The sequence below is a fragment of the Argonema antarcticum A004/B2 genome (genome assembly GCF_023333585.1).
Taxonomy (GTDB): domain Bacteria; phylum Cyanobacteriota; class Cyanobacteriia; order Cyanobacteriales; family Aerosakkonemataceae; genus Argonema; species Argonema antarcticum.
In genome coordinates, this window is the sequence record NZ_JAIQZN010000058.1 from 34,449 (window position 1) to 47,823 (window position 13,375).

Annotated in this window: 13 protein-coding genes; 5 read left to right on the forward strand and 8 right to left on the reverse strand. The window is 42.0% G+C overall.

What is annotated here, in order from left to right; translation table 11 throughout:
* On the forward strand, nt 1-3,864 hold a 3,864-nt coding region (locus LAY57_RS22515), incomplete at its 5' end, for a S8 family serine peptidase (RefSeq protein ID WP_249069094.1).
* Between the two features lie 14 nt (nt 3,865-3,878).
* Here LAY57_RS22515 and LAY57_RS22520 read toward each other — a convergent pair.
* Nucleotides 3,879-4,175, reverse strand: a complete 297-nt coding sequence (locus LAY57_RS22520; RefSeq protein WP_249069095.1) for a hypothetical protein — start codon at nt 4,173-4,175, stop codon at nt 3,879-3,881.
* Nucleotides 4,172-4,396: a hypothetical protein gene (locus LAY57_RS22525; RefSeq protein WP_249069096.1), complete on the reverse strand. Its 225-nt coding sequence runs from the start codon at nt 4,394-4,396 to the stop codon at nt 4,172-4,174. Before LAY57_RS22525 ends, LAY57_RS22520 begins: the two co-directional genes overlap by 4 nt.
* A gap of 47 nt (nt 4,397-4,443) precedes the next feature.
* Between LAY57_RS22525 and LAY57_RS22530 the strand changes: the two genes are divergently transcribed.
* Genes LAY57_RS22530 through LAY57_RS22545 form a run of 4 tightly spaced genes read left to right on the forward strand, consistent with a single transcriptional unit; the run spans nt 4,444 to nt 5,460 of the window.
* Nucleotides 4,444-4,791 (forward strand): hypothetical protein, encoded by a 348-nt coding sequence (locus LAY57_RS22530; protein WP_249069097.1) that lies wholly within the window; start codon nt 4,444-4,446, stop codon nt 4,789-4,791.
* Complete coding sequence (locus LAY57_RS22535) at nt 4,788-5,069, forward strand: type II toxin-antitoxin system RelE/ParE family toxin (protein WP_249069098.1); 282 nt, start codon at nt 4,788-4,790, stop codon at nt 5,067-5,069. The genes LAY57_RS22530 and LAY57_RS22535 overlap by 4 nt, the downstream gene beginning before the upstream one ends.
* Nucleotides 5,070-5,081: 12 nt before the next feature.
* Nucleotides 5,082-5,336 carry a hypothetical protein gene (locus tag LAY57_RS22540; RefSeq protein WP_249069099.1) on the forward strand — a complete coding sequence of 85 codons (255 nt, stop codon included), beginning with the start codon at nt 5,082-5,084 and terminating at the stop codon, nt 5,334-5,336.
* Nucleotides 5,329-5,460, forward strand: coding sequence for a CU044_2847 family protein (locus LAY57_RS22545; RefSeq protein ID WP_249069100.1), 132 nt, complete (start codon nt 5,329-5,331; stop codon nt 5,458-5,460). Before LAY57_RS22540 ends, LAY57_RS22545 begins: the two co-directional genes overlap by 8 nt.
* A gap of 46 nt (nt 5,461-5,506) precedes the next feature.
* Here the strand turns inward: LAY57_RS22545 and LAY57_RS22550 are convergent, their stop codons facing one another.
* The 6 genes from LAY57_RS22550 to LAY57_RS36590 all read right to left on the reverse strand — a co-directional run bounded on the left by LAY57_RS22550 (nt 5,507) and on the right by LAY57_RS36590 (nt 13,293).
* Nucleotides 5,507-5,656 carry a peptidoglycan-binding domain-containing protein gene (locus LAY57_RS22550; protein ID WP_249069101.1) on the reverse strand — a complete coding sequence of 50 codons (150 nt, stop codon included), beginning with the start codon at nt 5,654-5,656 and terminating at the stop codon, nt 5,507-5,509.
* Nucleotides 5,631-5,963, reverse strand: coding sequence for a M15 family metallopeptidase (locus LAY57_RS22555; protein WP_249069102.1), 333 nt, complete (start codon nt 5,961-5,963; stop codon nt 5,631-5,633). The genes LAY57_RS22550 and LAY57_RS22555 overlap by 26 nt, the downstream gene beginning before the upstream one ends.
* 38 nt (nt 5,964-6,001) lie before the next feature.
* Nucleotides 6,002-6,211 carry a peptidoglycan-binding domain-containing protein gene (locus LAY57_RS22560; protein WP_249069103.1) on the reverse strand — a complete coding sequence of 70 codons (210 nt, stop codon included), beginning with the start codon at nt 6,209-6,211 and terminating at the stop codon, nt 6,002-6,004.
* Between the two features lie 71 nt (nt 6,212-6,282).
* Entirely contained in the window at nt 6,283-9,903 is a 3,621-nt protein-coding gene (locus tag LAY57_RS22565) for a helicase-related protein (RefSeq protein ID WP_249069104.1), read from the reverse strand.
* 12 nt (nt 9,904-9,915) lie between these two features.
* Nucleotides 9,916-12,933 carry a hypothetical protein gene (locus LAY57_RS22570; protein WP_249069105.1) on the reverse strand — a complete coding sequence of 1,006 codons (3,018 nt, stop codon included), beginning with the start codon at nt 12,931-12,933 and terminating at the stop codon, nt 9,916-9,918.
* Nucleotides 12,934-13,056: 123 nt separating this feature from the next.
* The gene (locus LAY57_RS36590) at nt 13,057-13,293 is read right to left on the reverse strand and encodes an N-acetylmuramoyl-L-alanine amidase (RefSeq protein ID WP_420839117.1); all 237 of its coding nucleotides are present in this window, start codon (nt 13,291-13,293) and stop codon (nt 13,057-13,059) included.
* Nucleotides 13,294-13,375 lie beyond the last annotated feature (82 nt).

Below are 13,375 nucleotides of genomic sequence, written 5' to 3' on the forward strand. Positions count from 1 at the left end.
ACGCCGCCAACTGGTGATACGACTTTACAACCAACTACGCCGCCAACTGGTGATACGACTTTACAACCAACTACGCCGCCAACTGGTGATACGACTTTACAACCAACTACGCCACCAACTGGTGATACGACTTTACAACCAACTACGCCACCAACTGGTGATACGACTTTACAACCAACTACGCCACCAACTGGTGATACGACTTTACAACCAACTGGGGATACAACTTTACCATCAACTACGCCGCCAACTGAGGATACAACTTTACCGCCAACTGCGACGCCAACTGGTGATACGACTTTACAACCAACTACGCCACCAACTGGGGATACAACTTTACCATCAACTACGCCGCCAACTGAGGATACAACTTTACCGCCAACTGCGACGCCACCCAAGACTTTATCAGGGTTAGAAAAAGAACCGACACCGCCGCGAGATATGGCACCAGATGCAGGTGGAAAAGATCCCGATAAAAATTCAGCGCCGAAACATTTACAATTCAGCATTGCCAAAAAAGAATACAAGAAGGGTGAAATAATTCGCTTGCAAGATGGGTGGGTGTTTGATGGCAATGGTACAGCAGATTTAGACAAAGTTGAATTTTGGCTGGATGGAAAACCCGACAAAGAGAAAGGGGAATATATCCAGAACGCGACCAATTTTATCGGTTATAGTCAGGACGATCGCTGGGGTAGGTTCAATTATTCCCTCAATGGTTTGGCACCGGGACAATATAAATTGAAGGGCATTGCTTATGACAAAGAGGGACGCAAGAGTAATGCCGTCACGGTTCATTTTAATGTCAGCAATGTGGAATTGCCGATGCCGTTAATTGGTATCATTGATACGGGATTTGGTGCTAATAATCCCGATATCGATTACAGTCGCGTCACTTTGGGGAAAGATTTGGTGGATGGGGATGATAACCCGTTGCTGGAAGTTGGGGAAGGAAACGAACATGGTACGCATATTTTAGGAATTATTGCGGCAACTCAGGATAATGGTGTGGGCATTTATGGTATGAATGACGAAGCACCATTGTGGTTGGGACGGGCAATTGGTTCTGGCAAATGGGCAGAGTCTTTAATCGAATTTGTGGATGCGGCGAAAGCGTCTGGTGAAAAGGCGCTGGTAAATCTCAGCTTGGATATGACGCAAGTTAACGCCGATGCTAGCGTCACCACGCGGTATGAATTTACCCCGAAAGAACGGGAGGCGCTGGAATATGCGCGGCAAAATGGGGTGCTAATTGTGGCGGCGGCGGGTAATGACGGCGATGTGATGTCGGTTTTGGGACAAGCTTCCCAGGAGTTTGACAATATCATCACGGTGGGTGCGGCGAATGGGAATCAACGGGCGGATTATTCGAGTTTTGGCTATGGTTTGGATATCGTGACCGAGGGTGGGACAATTGAGAATGCGATTCTATCCACTGTAGGCGATGATGTGGGTACGATGGCGGGTACTTCCGTCGCCGCCGCACAGGTAACGGGTGCTGCATCCTTGGTGTGGGAAGCAAATCCGGGGTTGAATTATCGTCAGGTGATTGAGGTTCTCAAGTCTAATGCTACCGATTTGAATACGGTTGGTTGGGATAAGGAGACGGGTGCTGGTTTGCTGAATGTGGATAAGGCGGTGGAAGCGGCGAAGGGGATAGCGCCTGTGGCGTATGCGCCTGATGCTTTCTTTACTCCGACGACTTGGGGTGGGGAAGGGAAAGTTACCCCGATGGAACGCGCTGCTTATGACCTTGTGCCAGGAGAGTTTACCTCTATTATTTGGTCAGATAATGGTGTTAATCTCCGCAATAGCACTAATTTGAGCGATCGCAGCGATCTGAATGTAGCATTTAACGAAACGCTCACCTTTAATGCGTGGATTTACGGAGAAGCAGTTCCCGATCTCACAACAGGTGAGCTAGATGCTATATGGTATCGGATCAACGTAGATGGAACCGATTACTGGGTGCCGAGTGCTTATACAAACGGCTATCCACCCGGAAATCCACCTTTATTGCCACCTGTAGATAATCCACCTGTAGATAATCTACCTGTAGATAATCCACCTGTAGATAATCCACCTGTAGATAACGACGGTATCAATGAAGTTTCTGTGTTCAATGGAACTGTAATTGCAACTGCTGGTGCTAACGTCCGCGATGAATCTAACACCACTTCTGACATAATTGGTTTCAAAGATTACAATGCAAGCGTACAGTTTGACGCTTGGAAAACAGGTGAAGATGTAAATATACCAGGTTTAGGACAGTCCGATCGCTGGTATCGCATTGCAGGTACGGATGATTGGATTTCGTCTGTACTGATTGATGCACAATCTGGGGATAGCGGACAACCTGGAAGTGGCGATTCAGGTGGCGGAAGTCCATCTGTTTCTATCGAGGATAAAATTTCTCAAGTTGCCCAGCAATATAACTTGGGAAATCCGACATCTGAAGTAGTCCATTATTCCGATAGTGTTACCTATCAATACTTTGAAAATGGCTCAGTTGTTAGCAGCGAACATGGAGTTTTTCCGCTTTACGGTAGTATCCGTGATAAATACAAGAGTATAGGTGGATTGGATGGCAGATTAGGCGCTCCAACCAGTGGAGAAATCGATCGGGGAGATAAAAACAAGATCCAATCCTTTGAAAATGGACACATTTATTGGAATGGTACTATCGCAACAATAACCGATACTCCGCCTCGCCCAGGGTTAATCCGTACTGGAGCAAAACCAGGAATAATCGAAGTAAAGAAAGCTGTGGGCGATGACGTTATTGATGGTGAGATCGGAATAGAAACAGCGCAGTACATTTACAATGCTTGGCATCGTGGTATTATCCGTTACGATGTTGCCAAATTCCTCACAGGTATTATTGCTACCGAGTCTAGTGGCGGTAATTGGCAAGCAAACAATGGTGTAGGCTATCTTGGAGCTTTTCAAATGGGACTGGATGAACGTAAGGCATACGCTCCTGGTGTTTCTGACCAACAGTTCCTAGATAATAAAGACATTCAACTTAAAGCAGCTCAAGGGCTTTACGATGAAAAGCTACGGATAATTGACAGCTTGGCTAAATCAGGTCAACTTCACCTTTATACAACAGAGCCAGAACCACAGCCTTTAGATGAACACTTTGTTGGGAAGAGTAATCTCTACAAGGTAGCCTATTTTTGGTTAAATTCTGAAGGAGAAGATGCAAACGGTACCTACAGCACAGTCTACGCTAAAGCAGCCGAAGAATCTGACAGCATTATTCGCCATAGTGGTATGATTTCCATCTACGGGGCAATGGGTGTTGTTAGTGGAACTATTGAATCTAGCGGTGACAGTGGTAACAATGGAATCGGCTTAAATGAGCCTCCACTTTTCTCCAATCCAACACCATCTAACCCATTACGAGGATTTCGCCAGCCACTCAATGGGGTTGGGGGACGTGAGAGTTACGAGCCTGGTGGTCACAGAGATATTCAACTTTATGCTGATGACTTAGGTGCTGAGATTGGTACACTTGTTTATGCAATGCGCTCAGGGAAAGTGTTAGAGGTTTCGGATGAGGTAAAAGATTTTTCTAACGGTGAGACAGGTTCTGAAAGTAACGCGCTTAACGTCAACTATGTTCTAATTGAACATGATGGTGGATATCGCTCTTTATATCTCCATTTAAAGCAAGACTCAGTTCTCGTCACAGCAGGTCAAAGTGTAGTGGCAGGGCAGAAGATTGCACAAACTGGTCATAATGGCTGGACTTTGGTTCCTCATTTGCATGTGGATGTTAGCTATCCAACAGGTAGTATGTGGTATCAAAGACAGACTGTGGCATATGTTTGGGATGAGCCATACGCATGGAACAAGTAATTTGGGAATGGATGTTAGCGCGATCGTACTTGTTCAATTGGAGAGTGCGATCGTCTTTGGTGATGGATGTGGGTGCGATCGTACTTGTGGGATTTGAGAGTGCGATCGTGTTTGGGGATGGATGTGGGTGCGATCGTACTTGTGGGATTTGAGAGTGCGATCGTGCTTGTGGGATTGGAGAGTGCGATCGTGTTTGTGGGATTCGAGAGTGCGATCGCGTTTGGGAATGGATGTGGGTGCGATCGTGCTTGTGGGATTTGAGAGTGCGATCGCTTTTGGGGATGGATGTAGGTGCGATCGTACTTGTTCAATTGGAGAGTGCGATCGCTTTTGCTAATGGATGTGGGTGCGATCGCTTTTGATGATAAATGTGGGTGCGATCGTGTTTGGGAATGGATGTGCGTGTGATCGTACTTGCGGAATTGGCGAGTGCGATCGTGTTTGGGAATGGATGTGGGTGCGATCGTACTTTTGGAATTGGTGAGTGCGATCGCTTTTGGGGATGGATGTAGGTGCGATCGTACTTGTTCAATTGGAGAGTGCGATCGCTTTTGCTAATGGATGTAGGTGCGATCGTTCTTGTTCAATTGGAGAGTGCGATCGTTTTTGCTAATGGATGTGGGTGCGATCGTACTTGTGGGATTGGAGAGTGCGATCTCTCAAATCATCGTTATAATTGAGCTAACACAAGCTACACCACCCATGCCTGAATCCGTACAAACTTCACGACTCCAGCAAGCGATCGATTCAGTAGAATCCCTATCGCTTGAAGAACAAAACCTAGTTGTTGAAATCCTCCTCAAACGGCTACAGAGAAAACGCCGAGAACAACTACTTCAAGAAATTGGAGAAGTTCGTCAAGAAGCCTCTCAAGGCGTAATAAAATTTGGCTCAGTAGATGATTTTCTCAAGGAGTTAGATACTTGAGAAAAATTGCTTGGACTCCCAAATCTCTGCGAGCATACAAACGCCTAATCCGTCAAAATCCGCAGTTGCGAACCCCAATCGAAGAAACCCTTCGACAACTTGCAACCGATCCCTTCCATCCTACTCTCAAAACTCACAAACTATCTGGTGAGTTTGATGGTATTTGGTCAGCTTCCATTGACTACAGTTATCGCATTTTGTTCGAGTTTTCCGTCACAACAGACTCCGAAGAAGCAATTTTACTGCTCAACCTTGGCAACCATGATGATGTCTATTAAAGGAAAGTCTGGATGTCGGCACGATATGCCTCCGGCAGGCTATCGCCAACGTCAGTGCGGATACGAAATAGCGATTGCCTACGGCACGCATTCGCGAACGCCTTTTTTCACAATAGCGAAAATACCTTGGAGTTATGGCTGAAAAAAGAAAAAGAAACAGGAGACTATCAGCCAAAACTACCTGTAAGAATTGGAACTGTACCTAAAATCGAGTCTCTGGCTAAATTTCAGGAATTTGTCACTGTACGAGAATGTGTAGATGCTTAAATTTGGCATGAAACTGAGCGCTAAAGGAGGCTTTCCTTATATTACTGAAGGTACTGCCGAAAGTAATTTGGAAATTGAGGTTAAGTGTAAGTTTCCACCAGCAAAACAACCTCCTTCTCCCTAGAATAAGGTGGGCAATGCCCACCCTACCTTTTGAGAAAATTTGCTTTTTACAGTCCCAGCGCGGCACGGGTTTGCGGGCCAATACGACCATCGACATCCAAACCTTTACGTCGTTGAAACTGGCTTACTGCTTTTTCGGTATCAACGCCATAAATGCCATCGATTTTAATATCAAAACCCGCCTTTTTTAATGCCATTTGAACTCTTTGCAGCAAGACTTATGCCGCACCGATTTTCTTTGTATTGTTTGTACAAAAGGTACTGCTGAGCAATTGTTCGATAAGCCGAGTTGACAATTAGTGTTGTATCGCGAGCTTTGATAGCGCGTCGAAGTGCTTCTTTTGCAGGCAATCGAAGCAAGGGAAATTGGTCTTCGCGGATAGCTACATTTAGATCGGTAAAACTGACGAGTAGGTTCGAGTCTATGCGTTGGATCTCAGCGATCAACTGCTCCGAAAGTCCGGTCACAGAACTGGTTGGGCAAACTTGAACATTTTTGAGCATCACCATCAATAATTCCTCCGTAAAATGAGTTCACGTCTTCAATTATTTAGATCCAAAGCTTCTTGGGTTGAGAAACCAACAATCCCATCAGCCGCCAGTCCTTCACTGTCTTGAAATGCTTTGACTGCCGCTTCAGTCTTATTGCTAAAAATGCCATCTATAGCAGCCAAATAAAATCCAAATTCTTTCAATCGCTGCTGAAGCTTGATCGCATCCGATCCTGATGAGCCAACTAGCAAATTTTCCATGATTTATTCCTTACAAAACTGCTATTTGCAAAACGATTTTGCGAGCGGACTAATATCACAGTACTGTGATATTAGTCCGCTTTAGAAAGAATCAAATTCAACACATTCAATTCGTTGGAAGTCAACAGATATTTATCGGTAAAAATCTTTTCCCTCATCTCCTCTAAACTATAACTCCGAAAAACCACAAATGGAAAATCTCTATACTTATATCCTATAGGCAAAGTTTTATCGGCTGGATAGAGATGATGAATATAAGTTGCGAGAATATCCCTAAATCTTTCTTCTTCTGGTTCTTCTGGTTCATCTGCAAAATATTGACTCATCGCCTCACCGCTAATAAAACTAAATAACGGCAAAGCATAATATTGGTCAATACGCTGACTGTTTTGCTCTAAAAATTGCGTTCTGTTGTTGGAATTACGAACTTTTTCGACTAATTCGATCGCATTTTTTATAGCAGAATGTAGACTCTGAGAATAATCAGAATTGAGACTAATCGATCGCATCTTATTCAAAATTTCATCATCGGCGTGAGTTGCTATCTCCATCAATCGCATTTCGTAACGTTCTTCTAGTTTTTGTTCTGCAATTGGCACTACTAACAAGCTACCATTAATAAGACCGGGTTCTATATTGCCAAAATCTAGTAATTTATCGAAACCATCGGCTATTAGCTGGGAAAATTTGCTGTTGAAAATATCTCGCACTTCTAGATAGGAAGAACTCTCAGAAACCGGGTTTCTTGAATTTAAGACAAACTCGGTGCGACTCAGCAGTTGTTCTAAACTGGTATAAACTTCTTGTAATAGTTTGTGACTCGGACGCCTGCGGTGTTCGTTTTTGAGGTCTTTTATTAAGTTAGCCATCTGTCCGCTAAATGTTTGACCCGCCGCAGATACGGACTTTCCACCTATGGGAATCATCAAGAATTTTTCCCGACCTATTTGTCCATAACCCTGAATCCGAGTCATTACACAAGTCTTGACAATTAGCAAGATATTTAATAAATTGATAGTGCTTTCTCGCAGGGAAATTTGTCGGTCATCGGCGTAATATATGGCCCGATCGCTCAAATAAAAACACAGTTCTTTCTCTTTATTATCCAGCGTTTTTTCTTCCCCATTTTCGATATATTGACCGCGACCTCTGTAAATAACTTGGATGATTTCCATCAGGTTATTTTCCACCCGAAACCGAGGAATTTCTACCAAAATATGCTTCGCCTTTGGAAAGGATAAACCTCGACTCGCTGAGGAAGTCATAAAGATTACTTTTACCTGATTTTTGAATTGATGTATTTCTGACTTATCTCGATCGGAAAGGTTAGCGTGTATCTCCAGATAATCCTTTTTATCCTCAAACTCTCCCCCCTGCTGTTTAATATTTTCAATTAATTTTTGCAATTTGCGCTTATCTTGGATGTATACTATAATTTGACCTGCATCTGGTCGTTTCCAGAGAGCGTTAATATCTCCAACAATTTGCGTTTGGACAGTCTTTTTTAGATCGTCTCTTTTTTCGTCAAAAGTATCTTCATCAAACTTTACCGACTCGATAAATACCTTATATGTAATACGCAGACTGCTTGCTGGATAAGAGTTAGCGTTGATAATAATTGCATTCGACGGTTTACTTTTAAATTCAAATTCTTGTACTGAAAGTGGCAAAGCTGCATTTTCCAAAGCACGCCTGAAAAATATTTTATCTGGTTCTGGTGATGTTTGAGATAAATGTTGTTTGATGACATCGGGATCGACGATCGAAGCATCTGCTACAATAATTTTAGTGTTAAAACCGTGCTGTAAATCCGTCAATTGATAACTTTTCAAAATACTGCTGATTCCATTTAAAAACTCAACGCCGCTATCATCACCAGTTATTTCATCTATCATAATGAATAAATGCTTAATGCGCGTCGATATTTTTTTCATCTCCGCAGGAATAACCTTACCGTCACGCTTGTTATAAGCACTTTTGAATATATTCTCAAAATGATCTAAGGTGTTTGCACCGTGTTCGGTCTTTTTTAAAGATTGGATACAAGCTGTCGCGACAATATTATTCGATATTTCGTATTTTATCGCCGTGTGTATTGCTTCGCAAAGACTGGACAAAACTCCCTTACTTCTGCGATTTGTAGGTACAATTTCGTCTTCACTTCTTCTGTTAAGTGCTTGCTGGCGCGATATCGAACGTGCAATTTCCTGACTGGCGTCGAGAAAATTAACAGTATTTTCGATAAAATCACCCTGACGTTTATTGGAGTGGTAATTGACGACACAGCGCGTAAAATTATCGGCGATGAGTTGGGAGTTGGTGTTGATGCAAAATATCTCGTCATCTAACTTCCCCGTTTCTGATTCTTTGAATTTCTCGATAATATCCAAATTGACTTGTTTTCTGGGACTGACGTAGAAGAAGAGAAAACCTTCGTTGATATGAGCTTTCAGAAAGTCTACGATCGCAGTAGTTTTACCAATTCCAGGATTACCAGTTAAAAATAGATAAGTTTTGTCGGAATTCAGCGCTTTTTTAATCATTTCAGCATGAGGTTCCCTTAGTTCTAATGTGGAACTAAAGTTATCAATCTTTTCGGTATGAGATATAATAGTTGTGGTGTCGGTGGGTATTTCTAGTAGTTGCTTGACAAAGGTTTTCCCGTTGTGGAAACTCCGACCTGCATTAAGTTGAATCAGACTTAAAACTTCCTTTCGCGCTTCCTCGATTTGCTGTTCTTTTGGTTCATTCTTATAAATCTCCGCACAGGTAGTTAATACGTCTAAGTTTTCGGGACGAAGGGACATGGCGCTGATACCGCGATCGCTATATCCCACCACATTAAACACCAGCGACGCTTCATCATTCAGAATACCAGTTTCGCGTAAAAATCGATAAAAACTGTGAGCATAAGAAGCAGCTTGAATTAATTTAGCACTTTCTTTATCCTTCCGTTTAAAAGCAGTAAAATACCTGGTTAAATCCGCTGCAAAAGCAAAACTAAAATCATCAGTAGCGCCAGTATCAATCCGCAGCTTAGAAAAAACACTTTTTGAGCGCAAATAACCAATCTCGCGACCCAACAAACGCCGCTGATTCTGCATATCTTTATCTTCAAAATCCAAGATGTCTTCAGCTGACTTAACGGAAAATATCGATAAATCTACTGAGAGAATCCTAAACTCTTGGCGTTGGCGCAACAACATCAGGGTGTCCGCCTTCAAAAACTCACCCTTTTGTTGGTATCGAGTCCAGAAACCCGGGTTCTCCAATAAATTGGGTTTATGAAACTGCGACAATAACTCTCTATATTCTTGTTCTTCAGTTTTGGAATATGTTTTGATGCTGTTAGCATCGCCAAAACTGCACTGGTAGTACAAAATTTCGATATTCGGTTTCTTGCTATCGTTCCATCCAGTAGATTTAATGTACTCCCCAAAGAAATTTAATCCTGACAGAAAACCCTTCTGCAATAAATATAAACACCATTTTTCAATTATTTTGATATTATTCGGACTGATTGTTCCGTCTTCACTCACTATCCGTTTAAACATTTCGGCAAATTTAAAATGCTGCAAATCCCGCCGATATAAGTTGCCGAAATTATGTTTTATTTTGTGTTGTTCGATATAAGCAAGAATCCCGATGTTGAAACCAACTTCAAATAGACGACCCAAATTTTCGGCGATCATTTTGCGCTCCTTCTATACGTTTAATGCTTTCTTAACTTCGCTCAAAAATGCCAAGGAGTTAAAACCTACCTCTCCTCTAATATGATTAAAGACAGATAGCTTGCTAAAAGATTCCTCACCGATAATGTTCTCATAAGGGTCTAGTTTTAAACTGATGTCGCTGGTTTTCTCGAAGCGCGAAAAGTGAAAAAGTGTCAGATATTGCAAAATGTCGTTTTTCAGCATACTATCATCGTCAATCAAACCCGATCGAATGTATTTGTCATCCAAAATTCCGGGATAAATGTTCAACAGGGTCGAGTAGGAAATCACACCATTGTAAAAGCGATCGTCCCCCTTACCCACACTAATCCCATTAAACAAATTGAAAAACACTACCGCTTGTTGGGTGGAATCTTTCGCTACATTGAGGAGTTCCTTTGTATCCTGGATGTAAAAAGAAGTTGCTTTAGGTTCTACTGCTTTCCGAACATAGTATTTATCAAAAAATACCGGATATATCTGGATGTCGTCGCGATTTCTTTTCAAATTATTGATTAATTTGGGTGACATAAAATATAGGCTATCGTCATCTTCACTTTGAGTTATATTCAGGTTACTCGTAAAAGGTGCTTGTGCGACATACAAAAAGTGTCGGTATCCCTGCTCATAAAGATTGTTTACCGTATCTATAAGAATTGGCGGATCTTCATACAAACGCCGATTGCTATAGTTATCAGAAAAAGTTTTGATAATATACAACCGAATAGCGCCATCCTGTTGGCGCGTGATGCCGATCGCTTCTCCTACCAAATTAGATATTCTATTTTCGCGTTTTCTATTACCTGTCCTGGCGTCGCTTTCCAAACTAGAAACAATAATGATAGCTAGCTTATCCAGGGTTGGAGTATCTGAAGTATCAGTGAAGCGAAACTTTTTAGGTAACACGGAATACAGAGAACTTAGACCGTTCTTAACTTTGAAAGTATTCGCATCTTGAACGCGGAAACCTTGAGAATTACACCGATGTTTCTCGTTCAAGAGATGACACAATGTTTTAGATAGATGTGCCATAAATTTTTCTGATGGTGCGGGTTTTTGGTGGGTTCCTTCGTGCAATCTTACCATCGGAACAAACAACCTTTTTTTGGCAGCATCCAGCAATATTTTCAGGCAAATATACGCTAGCAAAGAAATGGTAAAGCGATAAAGAAAACCTTGATTAGAATTAAACCCATTTTCCTCTAACCGTCGGTTGTTGTAGCGAAATAATAACAACTTCCGATCTCTCATGAAATGGTTTTTATAGGCATTTGTACAACTTTCAGGAACCCACATCACTGGCAAAGTATTAACACCTCTGATGTCGTATTCCATCCGAAATTCTTGGCGTTCTTCTGTCGAAAAATAGCGGATATCTTCAATAGTAATACTCGCAGGTAGCTGACAGACAGCATTTCGATCAACGTGCGCTTCCGCAATAGAAATATATCTCAAACATTCTTTGGGATTGCGTTGTACAACTTCTCTGAAGAAAATATCGTTTAAAATTCTGTTTTCGTCGGTTTCCAGGATACCTCTTCTCACACTAATCTGGATCGGATAAGTGCGGGTTGGCAAAATAGTCTGATTTTTGATAAATCCTCTCAGTAAATCCCTTAGCACGTTGATTTTAACTCGGACTTTAAATTTATTGAAGCCTTCCAAAAGCTTCAGAAAAAGTTTTCTTTTTTCTGACTCTTCAGAACCGCGCAATACGTTTATAACTTTTGAATCAAAATTGCTTATGGGATCGTATTCTAGTTCGGAATAAGGGTTGTAATCTGGTGCTTCGGGATTGCTGCGGGAAGCAAATACAAAGAAGTACAAAAGTGCTAGTTTTAATACTTTTGCTCCGAAGTTTGGTTTTCTTTCAAGTTCCTGGCGGTGTTCATCGCTGTCTGGATCGAGGAGATTGAGATTATATTCAAAAACTTCTAGACCTTTGTGTGTTTCAACTGGATTGCCAAACTTCATTTTGAGGCCAAAAATAAATTGGCGTTCTCCCTCGTTAGTGTCTGTACTTTCTCCCAAGTTACCTGTTACGATGGGAATGATAGGAAGGGAGTCTAAAACTTCCGATCGCGAAAATACATCTTTGTAATTAATCTTCGCTCCAGCATAGTTTACTTCGTAATAATCATCCGGTCTTTCCTGGTTAATAAAATCTTCTATTAGTCTAAGACGGCGAATCAAATCTTGAAGATAAATAAAGCCAACGCTGTCTTTATTATCGATGTTATCTCGGAGATATTCCAAATACCTTATCTTCGCTTCTTTCTTTAGTTTTCCGAGTGTCTCCGTGTCTACAATTCGCTTCAGACGATTGAAGTCAGAATACTCGTAGTCTATCTTTTCTTGAATAGTATCGTGCAGTTCTTCACGGTCGGATTCGCTGTCAAAAGTAATTTGACGATCGATATGATTTTCCAATCCTTTTTTCAAATATTCTGGAAATCGATCGATCTCCCTTACCTTAATAGTAAGTTTGTGAAATTTCAGCAGGGAAGCACTACCGGGACGGTTGCTATCCAAACAAAGTTTCTGCTTCTGTAAATTAGGAGAAGGTCTGTTAAAAGTATAAGTTAAACCCAAACCAGTTGGATTTCCCTGGAAAGATTCTAAAGGCGTAACTAAGCCGGTAACGAACTCTTCAATAGAGGGATTCGATCCCAAACTAGATTCTAATAGCTGTGTCAAACAATCTCTTATTTCTCGAATCTTATTGGGAAAGTTGTCTCGGAATCCCGGAGCAAAATTGATGGTAGCAGAACGAACGCCATTAGGAGATGACAGAGGATTTTGGATCGGTAAAGAAGCGACATGACTGGCTACAGCATCAATATCGATCGCCAACCGCTGACCGTTTTCTGCGATGCGAAACGGGTTCTGACCTCTTAAAGTTTGTAAAATGTTCTCTAGTAAATCGCTGTAGTCTACGGAAACTAGCTCGCTGTCACCTTGTTCTAAACTGTTAACCATCTTGTAGATTTTGGCTGATGTTATTCTCATTCAACCATCAAAAGCGAACAAAAGTCAATCTGCTATTTTTACCTAGAGAAAAAGAGTGCGATCGCATTCTTCTTCTCTAGGTCGGCATTGCCTAACTACTACAGTCAAACCGATGACCGATCGCTAATGACTAACCAAGTTTTTCTTGACCCAATCTCGTAAAGCCTGCTCCGTATTTCCACCGAAAATAGAGTGGGGACAATCTGTTTTTCCTCTGTTGTGTTCCGTGAATCTATGGCCTGTAACATTATCCGGCGATATCCCATATTCAAACATCAGCCATTTGTGCAGCGCGATCGTTGCCTCTTCTTGCTTTGGCGCTAGTCTTTCGCCAGCTTTGGCAATATGTTCGATGCCAATGGAATCGGTTAGAGTCGAGGGCTGGTATTACCCAGCGCCCCTCTCTGTTCGATCCAGGCGTGCGACTTTCACCGCACCTGGC

Coding starts and splice junctions, on each gene's coding strand:
- LAY57_RS22560 (WP_249069103.1), bottom strand. CDS start 6,211: ATGGAAAATTTGCTAGTTGGCTCATCAGGATCGGATGCGATCAAGCTT.
- LAY57_RS22540 (WP_249069099.1), top strand. CDS start 5,082: ATGTCGGCACGATATGCCTCCGGCAGGCTATCGCCAACGTCAGTGCGG.
- LAY57_RS22545 (WP_249069100.1), top strand. CDS start 5,329: ATGCTTAAATTTGGCATGAAACTGAGCGCTAAAGGAGGCTTTCCTTAT.
- LAY57_RS22565 (WP_249069104.1), bottom strand. CDS start 9,903: ATGATCGCCGAAAATTTGGGTCGTCTATTTGAAGTTGGTTTCAACATC.
- LAY57_RS22555 (WP_249069102.1), bottom strand. CDS start 5,963: ATGCTCAAAAATGTTCAAGTTTGCCCAACCAGTTCTGTGACCGGACTT.
- LAY57_RS22570 (WP_249069105.1), bottom strand. CDS start 12,933: ATGAGAATAACATCAGCCAAAATCTACAAGATGGTTAACAGTTTAGAA.
- LAY57_RS22550 (WP_249069101.1), bottom strand. CDS start 5,656: ATGGCATTAAAAAAGGCGGGTTTTGATATTAAAATCGATGGCATTTAT.